At 56.2% G+C, this 16,037-nt stretch carries 19 protein-coding genes and 1 pseudogene; 5 read left to right on the plus strand and 15 right to left on the minus strand.

Translation table 11 applies throughout. From position 1 onward, the window contains the following. Positions 1–63: 63 nt before the first annotated feature. Complete coding sequence (locus ACODR9_RS09500) at positions 64–420, minus strand: hypothetical protein (protein WP_488809023.1); 357 nt, start codon at positions 418–420, stop codon at positions 64–66. After that, positions 417–872 (minus strand): SsrA-binding protein SmpB, encoded by a 456-nt coding sequence (gene smpB / locus ACODR9_RS09505; RefSeq protein WP_103525334.1) that lies wholly within the window; start codon positions 870–872, stop codon positions 417–419. Before smpB ends, ACODR9_RS09500 begins: the two co-directional genes overlap by 4 nt. A gap of 179 nt (positions 873–1,051) precedes the next feature. On the opposite strand from smpB, the gene ACODR9_RS09510 reads away from it, so the two are divergent. After that, entirely contained in the window at positions 1,052–1,489 is a 438-nt protein-coding gene (locus ACODR9_RS09510) for a type II toxin-antitoxin system RatA family toxin (protein ID WP_488809024.1), read from the plus strand. Beyond that, entirely contained in the window at positions 1,482–1,790 is a 309-nt protein-coding gene (locus ACODR9_RS09515) for an RnfH family protein (RefSeq protein WP_488809025.1), read from the plus strand. Before ACODR9_RS09510 ends, ACODR9_RS09515 begins: the two co-directional genes overlap by 8 nt. 45 nt (positions 1,791–1,835) lie before the next feature. Here ACODR9_RS09515 and ACODR9_RS09520 read toward each other — a convergent pair whose 3' ends face one another. The 5 genes from ACODR9_RS09520 to pyrG all read right to left on the minus strand — a co-directional run bounded on the left by ACODR9_RS09520 (position 1,836) and on the right by pyrG (position 7,884). Further along, positions 1,836–3,623: a diguanylate cyclase gene (locus ACODR9_RS09520; protein WP_488809026.1), complete on the minus strand. Its 1,788-nt coding sequence runs from the start codon at positions 3,621–3,623 to the stop codon at positions 1,836–1,838. A gap of 76 nt (positions 3,624–3,699) precedes the next feature. Next, positions 3,700–3,990, minus strand: a complete 291-nt coding sequence (gene ftsB, locus ACODR9_RS09525; protein WP_045847413.1) for a cell division protein FtsB — start codon at positions 3,988–3,990, stop codon at positions 3,700–3,702. Positions 3,991–3,998: 8 nt separating this feature from the next. Beyond that, a complete protein-coding gene (eno, locus tag ACODR9_RS09530) occupies positions 3,999–5,282 on the minus strand; it encodes a phosphopyruvate hydratase (protein WP_488809027.1) in 1,284 nt (427 codons plus the stop codon). A 107-nt stretch (positions 5,283–5,389) separates the two neighbouring features. Next, positions 5,390–6,241: a 3-deoxy-8-phosphooctulonate synthase gene (kdsA, locus tag ACODR9_RS09535; RefSeq protein WP_488809028.1), complete on the minus strand. Its 852-nt coding sequence runs from the start codon at positions 6,239–6,241 to the stop codon at positions 5,390–5,392. A gap of 2 nt (positions 6,242–6,243) precedes the next feature. After that, on the minus strand, positions 6,244–7,884 hold the full coding sequence (gene pyrG / locus ACODR9_RS09540; RefSeq protein WP_488809029.1) for a CTP synthase: 1,641 nt from the start codon (positions 7,882–7,884) through the stop codon (positions 6,244–6,246). A 268-nt stretch (positions 7,885–8,152) separates the two neighbouring features. Here pyrG and rpmB point away from each other — a divergent pair, with 268 nt between their 5' ends. The 3 genes from rpmB to ACODR9_RS09555 all read left to right on the plus strand — a co-directional run bounded on the left by rpmB (position 8,153) and on the right by ACODR9_RS09555 (position 9,508). Next, on the plus strand, positions 8,153–8,386 hold the full coding sequence (rpmB, locus tag ACODR9_RS09545; protein WP_011137003.1) for a 50S ribosomal protein L28: 234 nt from the start codon (positions 8,153–8,155) through the stop codon (positions 8,384–8,386). 34 nt (positions 8,387–8,420) lie between these two features. Then, the gene (rpmG, locus tag ACODR9_RS09550) at positions 8,421–8,576 is read left to right on the plus strand and encodes a 50S ribosomal protein L33 (protein WP_028453358.1); all 156 of its coding nucleotides are present in this window, start codon (positions 8,421–8,423) and stop codon (positions 8,574–8,576) included. A 218-nt stretch (positions 8,577–8,794) separates the two neighbouring features. Further along, positions 8,795–9,508 (plus strand): type 1 glutamine amidotransferase, encoded by a 714-nt coding sequence (locus ACODR9_RS09555; protein ID WP_488809030.1) that lies wholly within the window; start codon positions 8,795–8,797, stop codon positions 9,506–9,508. A 16-nt stretch (positions 9,509–9,524) separates the two neighbouring features. On the opposite strand, the gene ACODR9_RS09560 is transcribed toward ACODR9_RS09555, so the two are convergent. The 8 genes and pseudogenes from ACODR9_RS09560 to ACODR9_RS09595 form a co-directional block, all read right to left on the minus strand. Next, positions 9,525–10,406 (minus strand): uracil-DNA glycosylase, encoded by an 882-nt coding sequence (locus ACODR9_RS09560; protein WP_488809031.1) that lies wholly within the window; start codon positions 10,404–10,406, stop codon positions 9,525–9,527. Next, positions 10,403–10,840: a ribosomal protein S18-alanine N-acetyltransferase gene (gene rimI / locus ACODR9_RS09565; RefSeq protein WP_488809032.1), complete on the minus strand. Its 438-nt coding sequence runs from the start codon at positions 10,838–10,840 to the stop codon at positions 10,403–10,405. Before rimI ends, ACODR9_RS09560 begins: the two co-directional genes overlap by 4 nt. Beyond that, positions 10,837–11,505, minus strand: a complete 669-nt coding sequence (tsaB, locus tag ACODR9_RS09570; RefSeq protein WP_488809033.1) for a tRNA (adenosine(37)-N6)-threonylcarbamoyltransferase complex dimerization subunit type 1 TsaB — start codon at positions 11,503–11,505, stop codon at positions 10,837–10,839. Before tsaB ends, rimI begins: the two co-directional genes overlap by 4 nt. 32 nt (positions 11,506–11,537) lie before the next feature. Then, positions 11,538–12,761, minus strand: a complete 1,224-nt coding sequence (locus ACODR9_RS09575; protein ID WP_488809034.1) for an EAL and HDOD domain-containing protein — start codon at positions 12,759–12,761, stop codon at positions 11,538–11,540. 24 nt (positions 12,762–12,785) lie between these two features. Then, positions 12,786–14,663: a chemotaxis protein CheA gene (locus ACODR9_RS09580; protein WP_488809035.1), complete on the minus strand. Its 1,878-nt coding sequence runs from the start codon at positions 14,661–14,663 to the stop codon at positions 12,786–12,788. 45 nt (positions 14,664–14,708) lie between these two features. Further along, a complete protein-coding gene (cheZ, locus tag ACODR9_RS09585) occupies positions 14,709–15,446 on the minus strand; it encodes a protein phosphatase CheZ (RefSeq protein ID WP_488809036.1) in 738 nt (245 codons plus the stop codon). A gap of 54 nt (positions 15,447–15,500) precedes the next feature. Next, a complete protein-coding gene (gene cheY, locus ACODR9_RS09590) occupies positions 15,501–15,890 on the minus strand; it encodes a chemotaxis response regulator CheY (RefSeq protein WP_082693990.1) in 390 nt (129 codons plus the stop codon). A gap of 51 nt (positions 15,891–15,941) precedes the next feature. After that, positions 15,942–16,037: pseudogene (locus ACODR9_RS09595) on the minus strand (chemotaxis protein CheV); the annotation flags it as partial.

The following is a 16,037-nucleotide window of genomic DNA, read 5'->3' on the forward strand; positions in this document are numbered from 1 at the left end:
CTGTCCTTGAAAGGTTCCGTTGGCCCATGGGCCTGTCGTTCAATGAGTAAATGGTTTGCCGGTTCAGGGATGATCCTGCTTATCCGGCAGGGAGCGCCAGCGTGTGCTGCGCTCCGGAATGCGGTCGCTGCGCGACAGCAACATCAAGATGCCAGCCAGCACCATGCCTATCGACAGCAGGTGACTGAAGTGTAGTCCCATATTGTCACGCAAATAGATGGCTGCACCGGCGTATACCAGCAGGGGGCTGCTGACCAGGGTTGATTTGTTAAGACCATCCAGCAGTCCCAGCAGGATGCCTGCGGCAATCAGCAGCATGGCCAGCAGGGTGCTGGTGTTGGGCAGCAAGGCGGTGCTTTTGAGAAACCATACCGCGCCCAGGCAAATCAGTGCGATGGGCAGCGCGGCACTTTTCTTCATTCGCCACCTCGCTGGTTTTTCATGAAGCGCTGTTTTTCACGCTGCCATTCACGGTCTTTTTCCGTGTCGCGCTTGTCGTGCAGCTTTTTGCCCTTGGCCAGGCCAACCTGGGCCTTGATATTGCCTTTGCTGTAGTGCAGGTCCAGCGCCATCATGGTGTAGCCGGCACGTTCCACCTTGCCGATGAACCGGTTCATTTCGGACTGGGACATCAACAGCTTGCGCGGGCGGACCGGGTCTGGCTTGACGTGGGTAGAAGCCGACTGCAGGGCGGTGATATGGCAACCGATCAGCCAGAAAGCACCGTTTTTCCAGTCGATATAACTTTCTTTCAGCTGGACGCGCCCGGCCCGGATGGCTTTGACCTCCCACCCTTCCAGCACAAGCCCGGCCTCGAGTTCTTCCTCGATGAAATAGTCATGGAAGGCTTTGCGGTTCTGGATGATGCTCATGCGCCTGAGGTTTCCGTGGCTTTGAATGGGAATCGACTATTCTACCAGAAGCTGCGCCCAGGCCAAAATTCCTGAAAATCAGCGGCTTGTAAACGGCATGCGGGTAGAAGCCGGACAGGCCGGATGGCTTTTGGTAAACTGCCGGGCTTGAACCATTTTGCACAGTGTGCGGTTTTCCCATGCAGCTTGTCGAAAAGAAAGTCCTGGTTGCCCATACCCCGGCACAGATGTTTGCCTTGGTGGAGAGGGTGGAACATTACCCGCGTTTTCTCCCCTGGTGTGCCAAGGCGGAAGAGCATTCACGCGAGGGCGATCAGCAGGTGGCCAGCCTGCATATCGATTATCTGAAGATCCGCCAGCATTTCACTACGCGTAATACCTTGCGTGACGGCGAGAGCATCCTGATGGAGCTGGTGGAGGGGCCCTTCCAGCATTTGCAGGGCTTGTGGCAGTTTACGCCGCTGGGTGATGTTGGCTGCAAGGTGGAGTTCAGCCTGCGTTACGAGTTCTCCAGCAAAATTCTGGAAAAGGTGATCGGGCCGGTTTTCGGTCATATTTCGGGTACGCTGGTTGATGCCTTCATCAAGTATGCCGACAAGGTGTATGGCGATGACTGAGCCGATACGCGTCGAGGTTGCCTGTGCGTTGCCGCAACGGCAACGCATTATCAGCATGCAGGTGCTGCCAGGGACGACGGCAGAGCAGGCGGTGCGGGAGTCCGGCATTCTGGAGCAATTTCCCATCATTGATGCTACCGCGCTCAAGCTGGGTATTTTCAGCAAGGCGGTGAAGCCAGATACCGTGTTGCGCGAGGGGGATAGGGTAGAGATTTACCGTCCCTTGCAGGCGGACCCGAAGGCCGTGCGCCGCCAGCGGGCGGAGGCGGGCAAGGGCATGAGCAAGGGTGGTGAGGCATAAAAAAACCGGGGATAGCCCCGGTTTTTTGTTGTCTGGTCATTGTGCTCAGATCATTCGTTCGGCTTCGGCGGAAACCACGCGGTTCTTGCCGCTGATTTTGGCCTGATACATTGCCTGATCGGCACGTTCGATGACTTCGATATCCTGTTCGCCCAGATGCCATTTGGCAATGCCAGCACTGAAGGTGATCACCAGCCTGTCGTTATTGGCCAGGAAGAAGGTGCGTGTCAGCTCGCGTTGCAGGCGTTGCACGGTGTCGATGGCCTCATCAACCGGTGTATCGGGCATCAGTAGCACAAACTCCTCACCGCCAAAGCGTGCCACGATGTCGGCCGGTCGCAGATTGTGCTTGATGACATCCACCAGATATTTCAGTGCATCGTCGCCGGTCAAATGGCCGTAACGGTCATTAAGCTGCTTGAAATTGTCGACGTCGATCAGGGCTATGCTCAGGTCGCTGTTGGTGCGTTCGGCACGGCTGATTTCGCGCTGGAAGTGTTCGGCCAGACCACGGCGGTTGTACGCGCCGGTAAGCTGGTCTTCTTTGACCTTGGCGCTGGCAGCTTCCAAGGCATTTTCCAGTTCCGAGATGCGCTGCTCGGCGGCCTCAACCTGTTCGCGGGCTGACAGCAGTTCGTCGCGCGAGCGCGTCAGGTCCAGTTGCATCAGCGAGGTATCTTCCATCAGGGCACCGATAATGCCGCCGAGTTCTTCTACATTGCTGGTGTTCTTCAGCTTTTCGCTGTGTTTGCTGATCTTGCTGTGAAAATCGTCCGTCGTGTCGGTCATCTGCGCCAAGCGCGAGATGAAACGGTCAAGCAGGGTGCGCAGAGAGCTGGTGGCTTCGTCCAGTGTGCTCTTGAGCATGCCTTGCTTGCGGATCACTTCCTTGAGGCTGGTTTCCAGCTGATAAACCTGCTGCATGGAAAGCGGCTGATGCGACAGGACTTCCTGCAGCGAATGAACTTGTCCAACCAGATAATCATCCGAGCGGTTGATCTCGGCCACATTGTCCAGCAGCAGGCGCAGCAGATTGGTCAGGCCGGATACCAGGCGGCCCTCCTGCTGGGTTTGCAGCTCCAGCTTGATCATGAAGCCACGCAGCTTGGGCATGTAGACATTCAGGCTGGCGTCATCACTGACCTGTTCCAGTTCGCGGATCAAGGCTTCCAGTGACTCGACCATGTCCGGCATGCTGATCAGGCGCGGCTCCAGGCCATGCTTGAGGGCAAAAGCCAGGGTGCGCTGCCACAGCGGCCAGCTATTGTCCTGGCTGGAGAGAACTGGCGTTGCCGTGTTGGTACCCGCCAATTCGGCATCGTCTGCCATGTCGATGGCTTCCCGCTGGCTGGCGGGGCCGCTCCAGTTACGCACCAGGGCAGAGAGCTTGAGATTAAGTTCTTCCGGCTGATTGCCGTAGTTGATCAGGACCCGCTCCAGTGCGGCCTGCTTGTGATGCTGCGGCAGGTCTGGAAGGCGCAAATCCCAGCTACGAATCAGATTCTGGATCAGGCTGCCCCAGGTCTGGGCCAGATTGGTTTCTGTGAGGGCGAGGCGAAGAAAATCGATAGCCAGCTGGGGAAGTTGTTCCCAGCGGGATTCTTCCGTGGCCTGTTTGATGCGTAGCAACAGGGACTTGCTTTGCGGGGATTCTGCCGGAATGGTTTCCAGCGCCCGCAACAGCTGGGTTCCCAGCTTGTTATCACGCTCAATCGGTGTCTGTGTAAGCTCGTGGTAGACGCGCTCGAAATTTTCCGGTGTTGGCAGCAGCTTGCGCAGACTCAGCTGTTTCAGTGTCTCGCGTGCAACCTCAATCGGATTCTGTGTTGTCATTGACCAAACCCTGGAAGTTTTATAGCCAGCCATAGTTATTTTTAGTTCAGGAGGGCGAAATTGTGGACTGGCTTAGTCAATGTTTTGTCGCAGTCGCCGGATCCAGTAATTGAAAAAATACCTCACCATTGCGGATCATACCAAGTTCGTTACGCGCTCTCTCTTCAATTGCGTCGGTTCCTTGTTTCAGATCACGTACTTCTGCATCCAGGGCTGCATTGCGGGCTATCAGCTTTTGCGTGACGGCCCGCTGTTCCTGCAGTTGCTTGTCCAGCTGCCAGACCCTGAGCCAGCTCCCCTTGCCAAACCACAAGGGCCATTGCAAGGCGATCAGCAGGGTTACCAGTGTCAGGGTCAGCCAGCGCATGGTTCGGCTTACTTCAGGTGGTAGAAAGCAGCACGGCCCGGGAACCAGGCAGCATCACCCAGTTCTTCTTCGATACGCAGCAGCTGGTTGTATTTGGCCATGCGGTCGGAGCGGGACAGCGAGCCAGTCTTGATCTGCATGCAGTTGGTGGCAACGGCCAGATCGGCAATGGTGCTGTCTTCGGTTTCGCCGGAGCGATGGCTCATCACGCTGGTATAGCCGGAGCGCTTGGCCAAATCAACTGCTTTCAGGGTTTCAGACAGGGTGCCGATCTGATTCACCTTTACCAGCAGCGAGTTACAGATGCCGGATTCGATGCCCTTGGCCAGGATTTTCGGGTTGGTGACGAATACGTCGTCGCCCACCAGCTGGATGCGCTTGCCCAGACGGTCGGTCAGAATCTTCCAGCCATCCCAGTCGTGTTCGCTCATGCCATCTTCGATGGAGATGATCGGGTAGTTGTTGACCAGGGTTTCCAGGTAGTCGGCAAACTGCTCGGAAGTCAGCTGCAGGCCTTCGGCGGTCAGGTGGTACTTGCCATCCTTGTAGAACTCGGAGGAGGCGCAGTCCAGTGCCAGCATTACGTCCTGGCCCGGTACATAACCGGCTGCATCAATGGCTTCCAGAATCAGCTTGATGGCGTCTTCATGGCTGGCCAGGTTGGGCGCGAAACCGCCTTCATCACCCACGGTGGTGGCGTAACCCTTGCTGTCGCACAGTTTTTTCAGGGTGTGGAATACTTCAGCACCACAGCGCAGCGCTTCGCGGAAGGTTTGTGCGCCAACCGGCATGATCATGAATTCCTGGATGTCCAGGGTGTTGTTGGCGTGGGCTCCACCGTTGATTACGTTCATCATCGGCAGCGGCAGGGCCATCGGGCCGGCACCACCCAGGTAGCGGTACAGCGGCAGGCCGGCATCTTCAGCGGCAGCGCGGGCCACTGCCATGGAAACGGCCAGCATGGCGTTGGCACCCAGGCGGGACTTGGTTTCAGTGCCGTCCAGTTCGATCAGGGTCTTGTCGATAAAGGCCTGATCGGCGGCATCCAGACCGATGATGGCTTCGCAGATTTCGGTATTGATGTTTTCAACTGCTTTCAGTACGCCCTTGCCCAGGTAGCGGCTCTTATCGCCGTCACGCAGTTCCAGTGCTTCCTTCTCACCAGTAGAGGCACCACTCGGCACAGCGGCACGGCCCATCACGCCGGATTCCAGCAGGACATCGGCTTCAACGGTCGGATTGCCACGGGAATCGAGAATCTCGCGGGCTACTACGTCAATGATCGAACTCATACTTGTCCCCTTCAATTGCTTTGCTTGGTTAACCGTATCATTGCGGGCCAGCCTTCTCAGCAGGCTGGCTGCAGAAAACTTGTTACCACAGATGGAGCGAAAACGTATTACAGCGAGTGTTCTGGCCAGGCACTTTGCTTGACTAGGCTATCCAGTTGTTGCAGCGTGGCCAGCAGCTCTTTCATGCGGCCCAGCGGCCAGGCATTGGGGCCGTCCGACATGGCGCATGCCGGGTTGGGGTGGGTTTCCATGAAGATGCCGGCAATGCCCGCAGCGACAGCTGCGCGCGCCAGTACCGGCACAAATTCACGCTGTCCACCGGAAGAGCTGCCTTGTCCACCTGGCAGTTGTACCGAGTGGGTGGCATCGTAAACGACCGGGCAACCGGTTTCGCGCATGATCATCAGCGAGCGCATGTCGGATACCAGATTGTTATAACCAAAAGACACACCACGTTCGCAGCTCATGAAGCTGTCTTCCGGCAGACCGACCTCCAGAGCTGCCGCGCGTGCCTTGTCGATGACATTTTTCATGTCGCCCGGTGCCAGAAACTGGCCCTTCTTGATGTTTACCGGTTTGCCGCATTGCGCTACTGCGCGGATGAAGTCGGTCTGGCGACACAGGAAAGCCGGGGTTTGCAGCACATCCACCACGCTGGCAACCTGGGCGATTTCACTCTCGGCGTGCACATCGGTCAAGACGGGAACGCCGATCTGGCGTTTTACTTCGTCCAGAATGCGCAGGCCTTCATCAATGCCAAAGCCACGGAACGAGGTGCCGGAGGAGCGGTTGGCCTTGTCGTAGCTGGATTTGTAGATGAAATTGATGCCCAGTTCACTGGTGATTTCCTTCAACTGACCGGCAGTATCCAGTGCCATCTGCTCACTTTCGATGACGCAGGGGCCAGCGATCAGGAACAGGGGCTGGTTCAGGCCGACTTCGAATCCGCACAGTTTCATGCTTATTTCCCTTGCTTTTCAGCCTTGTAGTCGATGGCGGCTTGCACATAGGCCTTGAACAGCGGGTGGCCATCGCGCGGGGTAGAGGTGAATTCCGGGTGGAACTGACAAGCGAAGAACCAGCGGTGGTCTTTCAGCTCAATGGTTTCCACCAGCTTTTCATGACCGGCAGAGCGGCCGGAAATGGTCAGGCCGGCAGCTTCCAGACGCTGTACGTAGTAGTTGTTGACTTCGTAGCGGTGACGGTGACGTTCAACGATGTCGGTAGCGCCGTAAACGCGTGCTGCCAGCGAACCATCAACCAGATCACAGTGCTGACCGCCCAGGCGCATGGTGCCGCCCATATTGGAGTTTTCGTCACGCTTTTCGATCTTGCCGTCGTGATTGACCCATTCGTCGATCAGGGCCACTACCGGGTAGTCGGTATCCAGGTCGAACTCGGTGGAGTTGGCACCAGCCAGGCCAGCCACATCACGTGCGTATTCGATCAGCGCAATCTGCATGCCCAGACAGATACCCATGTAAGGGATGTTGTTCTCGCGGGCAAACTTGACGGCTTTGATCTTGCCTTCCACGCCGCGCTTGCCGAAGCCGCCCGGTACCAGGATGGCATCCATGTCCTTCAGCGATTCGGCACCGTCACGCTCGATATCTTCGGAGTCGACATAAATGATGTTGACGTCGGAGCGGGTATGAATGCCGGCGTGCTTCAGCGCTTCAGACAGCGACTTGTAGGATTCGGTCAGATCAACATACTTGCCGACCATGGCGATATTGACGGTTTTCTCCGGATGCTCGATGGCGTCGATGATGCCAGCCCATACCGACAGGTCAGCCGGCGGGATGTCCAGCTGCATGTGTTCGGTGATGATGTCGTCAATGCCTTGTTCGTGCAGCATGGCCGGGACTTTGTAGATGGAGTCCGAGTCGTAACAGCCGATGACAGCGTTTTCTTCAACATTGCAGAACAGCGCGATCTTGCGCTTTTCGTCAGCAGGCAGCTCGCGGTCCATGCGGCACAGCAGGATGTCCGGCTGAATGCCGATTTCGCGCAGTTCTTTTACCGAGTGCTGGGTCGGCTTGGTCTTGATTTCGCCTGCGGTGGCAATGAACGGCACGTAGGACAGGTGCACGTACATGGTGTTCTTGCGGCCCAGGTTGGAGCGCATCTGGCGGATGGCTTCCAGGAAGGGCAGGGACTCGATATCACCCACGGTGCCGCCGATTTCGACGATGGCCACGTCAGCATCGCCCGCGCCTTCATGCACCTTGTGCTTGATTTCGTCGGTGATGTGCGGAATCACCTGCACGGTGCCACCCAGGTAGTCGCCACGGCGCTCCTTGGTGATGACGGATTCGTAAACCTGACCAGTGGTGAAGTTGTTGCTCTTCTTCATCTTGGATTTGATGAAGCGCTCATAGTGGCCAAGGTCGAGGTCGGTTTCGGCGCCGTCTTCCGTCACGAATACTTCACCGTGCTGGAAGGGGCTCATGGTACCCGGATCAACGTTGATGTACGGGTCGAGCTTCAGCATGGTGACTTTCAGCCCGCGCGACTCAAGAATGGCAGCAATGGACGCAGCGGCAATGCCCTTCCCCAGGGAAGACACCACACCGCCGGTTACGAAGATATACTTGGTCATGGAATTACGGCTCTATGGGAATCCGGGATTTTAACCTGAAATCGCTTGGATTTGAACCGCTATGGCACTGCTTGTTGCAACAATGAATGCAACACTTGCTACGAACAATTGCATGTTGCACTCGCGTGTTTGTGGTAATTCCGTTACAATCCGCCCCGACTGTTTCATATACGAGATCGTGCTTTCTACGGAAAGTGCGCATCATGCTTGAATCGCTGGCTTTTTTCATGGTATAAAGCCAGCTTTTACCGGTTTTGGGAGTGTTAACATGGCGCGTGTTTGCAAAGTCACCGGCAAACGTCCGATGACCGGGAACAATGTTTCCCACGCCAACAACAAGACGAAACGTCGTTTCCTGCCGAACTTGCAGTACCGCAAGTTCTGGGTAGAAAGCGAAAACCGCTGGGTGCGCCTGCGCGTATCCAACGCTGCACTGCGTACTATCGATAAAGTTGGTATCGATGTAGTGCTGGCTGATCTGCGCGCTCGCGGCGAGATCTAAGCGGTCCTCTAGATAGCGACAGATAGGTAATACAATGCGCGATAAAATCAAGCTTGAATCCACCGCCGGCACTGGCCACTTCTACACTACGACGAAGAACAAGCGCACGATGCCGGAAAAAATGGAGATCAAAAAATTTGATCCCGTTGCCCGTAAACACGTTATCTATAAGGAAACCAAGCTGAAGTAAGCTTGTTTTTCGGTAACGTCGAAGAGCCCTTCTCTGGTGCACGGAGAAGGGTTTTTTATTGCCTGTCGTTTACGTAGTTATGTGTGCTGTCTTTATACTTATTGCTATTTTGATCAAATATATTCCGCTACTGGCGGATTATCCTCTATATTTTCCTATTCATTATTTTTGTGATCATTTCTTGTCGATGATCGCCGGAGCAATGCAGAGGAAGCCACATGAAGCCGATTGCCATCATTCAGCACCTTGCGCTGGATGGTCCTGAATATTTCCTTGATTATCTGAATCGCCACGCCATCCCCTCGCGCACTTTCAAGGTCTATGACGGTGATGTACTACCAGATGACGTCAGCGCCTATGCCGGTGTCGCCAGTTTTGGTGGACCGATGAGTGTGCATGATGTGGCTGATCATGACTGGATTCTGTCTGAAGTCGATTTTCTGCGTACGGCAATAGCGGCGGATGTACCGGTTATCGGCCACTGCCTTGGTGCCCAGCTACTGGCGCTGGCATTGGGGGCATGTGTGTATAAGGCTGATATTCCGGAGATAGGCTGGGTTGAGCTGCAGGCCAGTACCGCCGGAGTGGCAGGGGAGTGGTTTGGCGATAGGCAGGCCCTGCGGGTGTTTCAGTGGCACAGCGATACTTTTGCCCTGCCTGAGGGGGCTAGCTTGCTAGCCAGTAGTGCCTACTGTAGCAATCAGGCCTTTATCTATGGCGGCAAACATCTGGGCATGCAGTTTCATTGCGAGGCAAAGGTCAAGATGATTCGCCAGTGGTTGCAGGTGGGTTATCAGGAGATTGATACCCACGATTTGCCTAGTGTGATGTCGGTTGAGGATATCGCGGCCTCATTAGAAGCGGGCATGGTGCAAAGCCATGCCCAGGCCGATGCCATTTACCGGCGCTGGCTGCGCGGTGTATATGGTTGAGTGGCTTCCGGCTGGCTCAGGCCGTTTGGTTAAGACGGGAAAATTGTTGTTTGGCCAGTACCATGTCCTGCCAGGCCTTGGCTTTATCCGGCAGATTACGTAGCAGATAGGCCGGGTGATAGGTGGCAATCAACGGTATGCCCTGATATTGATGCAGCTGGCCGCGTAAACGGCCTATGCTTTGCTCGGTTTGCAGCAGGGTCTGCACGGCAAAGCGGCCCAGCGCCAGGATCAGGGTTGGCTGTACGTGGCGGATTTGCTGCTGCAGGTAATCCTGACAAGCAAGGATTTCTTCAGGAGCGGGGTTGCGATTGCCCGGCGGGCGACATTTGAGCACATTGGCAATGTAGACATCTCGGTCGCGATCCAGTCCAGCAGCGGCCAACATATTGTCCAGCAACTGGCCGGCCTTGCCCACGAAAGGCAGGCCTTGCTTGTCCTCCTGCTCGCCTGGTGCTTCGCCGATCAGCATCCAGCGCGCCTGTGGATTGCCCCGACCAAATACTGTCTGGCTGCGTGTATTGCACAACGGGCAGCGCTGGCAGCTGGCCACGGTTTGCTCCAGCTGCTCCCAATTTGGCAATGCGGCTTCTGCAATGGTGGCGGGAGGCGCTACATGCTGCGGTGCTGCCGGGGGAGGAGAGGGCTCCGCCTGTGTTGTGATGGTGAGGTGCTGACTGATGGCGCGCGGCAGGTCTGCAGCCGGTGTTTGCACGGCAGATTCAGCAGCGGCCAGGACTTCCATGTCGGTCTGGTTTGGGGTGGCTGCCTGATTGTGCAGGGCCAGCAGTATGGCCTGTTTTTCCAATTCTGCCGGGTGCTGGTCAAACCAGCCGTCGCGAGCTTGCCACTGTGGTCCCAGTCCCATGGCTTGCTGGACAAAATGGCTCCGGCTCACAGGAGGGCCTCCATCAGAATGGCATGCTCGCGTGTGCCGTTGGCCGATGGGTAATAATTTTTGCGCAAGCCGCTTTGTTGAAAGCCGCAGTGCTGGTAAAGCCTGATAGCTGGTTGATTGCTGGCGCGCACCTCAAGAAACAGCCGGTGACAACCGTGCTGTTTTAGGTCTGCCATGATGCCGGATAGCAAAGCCTTGCCCAGCCCCTGGCCTTGCTGTTCGGCGGCAATAAAAATATTGAGCAGTTCGGCTTCATCCAGCAGAGGCATGACAACAGCGGCACCGCTGCTTTCCTGTTCCAGTCGATAAAAGACATGGGCGGATGCGATGGAGTCCTGGTAATTACGCACACTCCAGCCATGCGGGGTGGCCGCAGATTCGCGCTCGGCCAGGGCCTGGGCGTTTTCTGGCTGATAGCGGCTGACCCTGCTCATTTCTTCAGTGCCTGCTGTTCGAGCGAAGTCAGTGCAACCTTGTTGCGGACATAGAGCAGCTCAGCTTCGCGTGGATGCTGCAGCGGGTAGCGGCCACTTTGTGCCAGCTCCGCATGGGCTCGTGCATCGGCCCGCAGTACGCCGGTGTGCGTGGTGCTGTCGCGTTGCTGCATCAGCAGGGCCGGGTAATTGGTGAAGCCATCACCGGCCAGCATCGTGATACCCTCTGGCAGGATGACGTCTTGCGGGTCCTGCAAGGTAATTGGGCTCAGCCGCTGCCATTGGGGGCCGGTTTGATAGGCTGCGCAATAAACCTGCTGCATACGTGCGTCCAGGCAGACCAGAACCTTTTCGGCCCTGCTTTGATGGGCTACGGCATCCAGGGTGGGAATGCCAATAACGGGTAGCTTGGCTGAGAAAGCCAAGCCTTGTGCCAGGCCGCAGGCAATACGCAGGCCGGTAAAGGAGCCAGGTCCCTGCCCGAAGACGATAGCGTCCAGTCCGCTCAGGGCAATATCCGCCTGCTGCAGCAAACGCTCGATTTCTGGTAGCGTGCGCTCCGCATGCTTTTGACCCATTTCCTCGTGAAAGGAATACAGTTTGCCATCCAGGCTGAGGGCGAGGGACAGGTAACTGCTGGAGGTGTCTATGGCTAACAGTTTCATCGAGACATGGTGACCGGCTGGAGGGCTGGCAATTATAAGCCCAGATCCTCCACCCAGGCGAGCGCGGATACATGTGCTTGATTAAGCTGCTGTGCGTTCAGCTGCAGTTGCTTGCATAGTTCGGCCACGCCGTTCAATTGGCCATCCTCACAGGCTGTGGCCAACTGCAGCAGCATGCCCATCCGGCCTTTGTGTTCGGCTAGGGCTTCGATGATGCAGCCTGGCAATTGCAGGTGCTCAAGAATGTTGTCCATCGGCATGTCGAATAAGACATCCAGCAGGCTGAACATGCCCACGATGAACAGATTGTCGCAGTCATCGTGATTGAGTCCCAGTTGTTCGCCCAGCAGCTCCATGAGGCGGCCCCGTGTCACGGCGGTTTTCTGCAGGGCAGGTGGGGCACGGCCATCGTCAGATGCGGTTACCAGTAGCAGGGTCAGCCAGCGGTAGAGCTTTTTGTAGCCCAGTACGGTGACGGCATGGGAGAAAGAGCTGATGGTGGTGTTAAGGCCTGCAGCGGCTGAGTTGACATAGCGCAGCAGCTTGTAGGACAGAGCAACATCACGCTTCAGAATCTGCTCTATCTGGCGCAGATCCGCGTCCATTCGTAGCAGATTGAGCAATTCCAGTGCATTGCTGAAGGTGGGGTGAATCACCTTGGCGGATAAGGTTTCAGGCTTGGCAAAGTAATAGCCCTGAAAGCCATCCATGCCCAGTTCCTTGCACAGATGATATTGCTCGTGCGTTTCCACCCGCTCGGCAATGCGGATGACCGGGTAACTGCGCAGTCGAGCTGCCAGCACCTGGAAGTGGTTGGCGTCGCGGTTCTGGATATCCAGCTTGACGTAGTTGGCGAATTCCAGAAACGCAGCCGACTGTGCCTCGAAGGAGAAATCATCCAGTGCAATGCCAAAGCCTAGCGAGCGCAGATGGCGTGCCCGTGACAGCAGTTCGCTGGACGGGCTAATGTCTGGTGCGATGTCCAGGATGACCCGGCGCGGCGGCAGCAGCTCCAGGAAATCACTGGTTAGCATGGCCTCGCCGACATTGATGAAAGCCAGCTTGTTGCCGATCAGCCAGCTGGTTCCCATATTATTCAAGGTGTTGACCAATACATCGGTATCAGCCTGTAGCTCGCTGTGTGGACCAACGGAGCTTGCTTCCTTGCTTGCACGAAAAAGCAGCTCATACCCGATGAGCTGCTGATTGCGGTTCAAAACCGTTTGTCGGCCAATGAAGGCGCTTTGTGTGGTCATTAAAGCTTGCCAGTTTGGGTATTTTTATACGGAAATCAGCTCCGAGGTCCTTACCTGGCCATTGGTGCCATCGCTGGAACTGAGCAGATCTTCCATATCCAGAACCAGAACCACCGAGCCATCACCAGACAGCGTGGCACCGGCCACACCCTTCGGACGGATATTCTGCAGCGGTTTGATGACAACATCGTCACGGCCCACAAAGGAGTCGATGGCGAGAATGAAGGATTTTTCAGCCGACTGCATCAGTACGCCAAAGTAAGGCTTCTGGGTAGCTTCCCAACCAAGCAGGCCCGCCAGCGTGCGCAGCGGCAGAATCTCGTCGCGCACCACGATGGTGGGTTTGCCCGATACTTCCTGGATGGCATTCGGATCGATGGTGATGATTTCGCGCACCATGGCCAGCGGCACAGCAAACGGCTGGTTGCAGGCACGTACCACCAGTACCGGCAGAATGGCCAGCGTCAGCGGCAGCGAAATACTGATACGGGTACCTTCGCCTGGCAGCGAGTTGATATCGATACGACCGTTGAGCTTCTGGATATTGGTGCGGACCACATCCATGCCAACACCACGACCGGAAACGCTGGAGATTTGATCCTTGGTGGAGAAACCCGGCATGAAAATAAGCTGCAGGCACTGCTTTTCGTCCAGACCGTTGGCGGTTTCCTGATCGATCAGCCCCTTTTCGATCGCCTTGCGACGCAATGCGTCCGGGTTCATGCCCTTGCCATCGTCGGTGATTTCGATCTGGATGTGATCGCCCACCTGCTCAGCTGTCAGCTGGATCAGCGATTGCGGCTTCTTACCGGCGGCAATACGTTCTTCCGGGGACTCGACGCCATGATCGACGGCATTGCGCACCAAGTGGACCAAGGGATCGTTCAAATCTTCGATCATGGTCTTGTCCAGCTCGGTTTCTTCACCGGACAGTACCAGTTCGACTTCCTTGCCCAGTTGACGAGCCAGGTCACGTGCCAAACGCGGGTACTTCTGGAACAGGCGGCCAATTGGCTGCATGCGCGTTTTCATCACCGCGTTCTGCAGATCGCCCACCAGCAGGTCCAGCTGGCTGATGGCTTCATCCAGCGAACGCAGGGTATTGCCGTCGCGGTTACCCTGCAGGATTTCCGTGCGCAGGGTAGTCAGGCGGTTCTTGGTCAGGCCGATTTCACCGGACAGGTTAAGTACCATGTCCAGGCGCACCGTATCGATACGGATGGTATTTTCCTGCGGGCCACTGCTGTTGCCAGCACTGCTTGGCTGCTTGTTGGCTACCGGCTTGGCCGGCGGCTTGACGGCAGGCAGATGCTCTGCGGCGGTGATCAGTTCGTGAGCTGGTGCGGCAGGAGCCGGGGCCGCCGGCGCAGGAGCCGCAGCAGAAGAGGCTGCCGTTGCCGCCGGTGCAGCTTGCGGCACGATGGCCTGGTGCAGGGCATTCCAGTCCGGGCCTGCCGCCGCAGCGGCAGCAACCGGAGCCGGGGCCGCTTCTTCGGCCTTGCTCAGTTGCTGGCCGGACAGGACGGCATCCAGCGCATTGAGTACGTCCGGATCGGCGTCGGCCACCATGAGTCCCTGTCCCAGCGTGCCAAACATATCACGCACGATGCCCGTGGCATCCAGGATGACGTCCATGACTTCCGGCGTGATGTGCAGTTCGCCATTACGCAGTTTGTCAAACAGGTTTTCCGTGCGATGGCACAGGTTGACCATCGGGCCAACGTTCAGAAAACCGGCACCGCCCTTGATGGTGTGAAAACCCCGGAAAATATCGTTCAGCAACGCCTTGTCTTCAGGACGCTTTTCCAGTTCCACCAGCTTGTTGTCCACGTCGGACAAGAGATCGGTAGACTCCATCAGGAAGTCTTGTAGCAGTTCTTCCATGCCGCCAAAATCGCTCATATTCTCACCCCCGCTTATGCCGCTAACACGTTCACCGCTTTTTGTTTAGAAGCCCAGGCTTTCCAGCAGATCATCGACCTGCTGTTGGCTGGAAACCACGTCGGTTCTGCCTTCGGGATTGATTACCGGTCCGTTCAGCAGATTGTTGTCCAGTTCGGCCTTTTTCGAATCCGGTGAGAATTCGATCAGGAAGGCCACCAATTCTGTTTCCAGTATATGCACCATATCCATCATTTTCTTGATGACTTGTCCGGTGAGATCCTGAAAATCCTGTGCCATCACAATTTCCAGCAACTGGACATTGGTGGCTTGTGTCTGTTTGGGCACGTGGCCCAGGTACTGGCGAGTGTCTTCTGCCAGATTCTTGAATTCTGCAATAGAAAGCTGGTTGGCATACAGCTGTTCCCAGCGTGCTGCCAGCAGTTTGGCACGGCTTTCCAGATCATCCTGATACGGCTTTGCCAGGTCAGTGGCATTGAGCACACGTTCGGCAGCACTCTCGGTCAAGGAGGCAATATAGCCCAGTCTGTCCTTGGCATCGGGAATGGCATCTGCCACTTTCCCCAGCGACTTGTCATAGCCCAGGTCGCGTAGCGCATCGTGCATCTTGCGGGTCAACTGGCCGATCTGCTCATACATCACAGCAGTGCTGGGAGGGCTGCCTGCCGCGTCAACTGACGGTGCGGTGACGACAGGTTCCACTTCCTTTTGCTGACTGGCAATGCTGTCAAACAGTGCTTCGAGATCCGGTGAATCTCCACTTTCCAGAATGTGATCCGGCACGATGGCCTCTCCTCGGTGCTGACTAAGCAGGTCTGTTTGCTATTATTTATTGATTTACTTGTTCATGGTCTGGAAGATTTTGTTCATCTTTTCTTCCAGTGTTGCTGCAGTAAAAGGCTTGACGATGTATCCGCTGGCACCGGCCATGGCCGCTTCGATGATGTTTTCCCGCTTGGCTTCGGCGGTAATCATCATGAAGGGCAGGTGCTTGATTTGCTGATCGGCCCGTACCGCTTTGAGCAGCTCGATGCCGGTCATGTTGGGCATGTTCCAGTCGGAAACAATAAAGTCGAAATGTTGCGTTTTCAGCTTGTGCAAGGCCACCTGGCCGTCTTCGGCCTCGTCGACATTGGTAAAGCCCAGCTCTTTCAGCAGGTTGCGCACAATGCGTCTCATGGTCGAGAAATCGTCCACAACGAGGAATCGCATGTTTTTATCTGGCATCTGGGTAGGTCCTGAAATGTCGGTATTCCATTGAGCCGTTGATTTTAACGGTTACCTCTGCAGGAATGGAATCAAAGTTTCAGCCAGTATTGCCGGATCGAATTTGGCAACATAGGCATCAACACCCACGCTGGAACCCATGGCCTT

The organism is Aquitalea sp. FG25 (assembly GCF_057809375.1).

Coding starts and splice junctions, on each gene's coding strand:
- ACODR9_RS09500 (WP_488809023.1), bottom strand. CDS start 420: ATGAAGAAAAGTGCCGCGCTGCCCATCGCACTGATTTGCCTGGGCGCG.
- smpB (WP_103525334.1), bottom strand. CDS start 872: ATGAGCATCATCCAGAACCGCAAAGCCTTCCATGACTATTTCATCGAG.
- ACODR9_RS09510 (WP_488809024.1), top strand. CDS start 1,052: ATGCAGCTTGTCGAAAAGAAAGTCCTGGTTGCCCATACCCCGGCACAG.
- ACODR9_RS09515 (WP_488809025.1), top strand. CDS start 1,482: ATGACTGAGCCGATACGCGTCGAGGTTGCCTGTGCGTTGCCGCAACGG.
- ACODR9_RS09520 (WP_488809026.1), bottom strand. CDS start 3,623: ATGACAACACAGAATCCGATTGAGGTTGCACGCGAGACACTGAAACAG.
- ftsB (WP_045847413.1), bottom strand. CDS start 3,990: ATGCGCTGGCTGACCCTGACACTGGTAACCCTGCTGATCGCCTTGCAA.
- eno (WP_488809027.1), bottom strand. CDS start 5,282: ATGAGTTCGATCATTGACGTAGTAGCCCGCGAGATTCTCGATTCCCGT.
- kdsA (WP_488809028.1), bottom strand. CDS start 6,241: ATGAAACTGTGCGGATTCGAAGTCGGCCTGAACCAGCCCCTGTTCCTG.
- pyrG (WP_488809029.1), bottom strand. CDS start 7,884: ATGACCAAGTATATCTTCGTAACCGGCGGTGTGGTGTCTTCCCTGGGG.
- rpmB (WP_011137003.1), top strand. CDS start 8,153: ATGGCGCGTGTTTGCAAAGTCACCGGCAAACGTCCGATGACCGGGAAC.
- rpmG (WP_028453358.1), top strand. CDS start 8,421: ATGCGCGATAAAATCAAGCTTGAATCCACCGCCGGCACTGGCCACTTC.
- ACODR9_RS09555 (WP_488809030.1), top strand. CDS start 8,795: ATGAAGCCGATTGCCATCATTCAGCACCTTGCGCTGGATGGTCCTGAA.
- rimI (WP_488809032.1), bottom strand. CDS start 10,840: ATGAGCAGGGTCAGCCGCTATCAGCCAGAAAACGCCCAGGCCCTGGCC.
- tsaB (WP_488809033.1), bottom strand. CDS start 11,505: ATGAAACTGTTAGCCATAGACACCTCCAGCAGTTACCTGTCCCTCGCC.
- ACODR9_RS09575 (WP_488809034.1), bottom strand. CDS start 12,761: ATGACCACACAAAGCGCCTTCATTGGCCGACAAACGGTTTTGAACCGC.
- ACODR9_RS09580 (WP_488809035.1), bottom strand. CDS start 14,663: ATGAGCGATTTTGGCGGCATGGAAGAACTGCTACAAGACTTCCTGATG.
- cheY (WP_082693990.1), bottom strand. CDS start 15,890: ATGCCAGATAAAAACATGCGATTCCTCGTTGTGGACGATTTCTCGACC.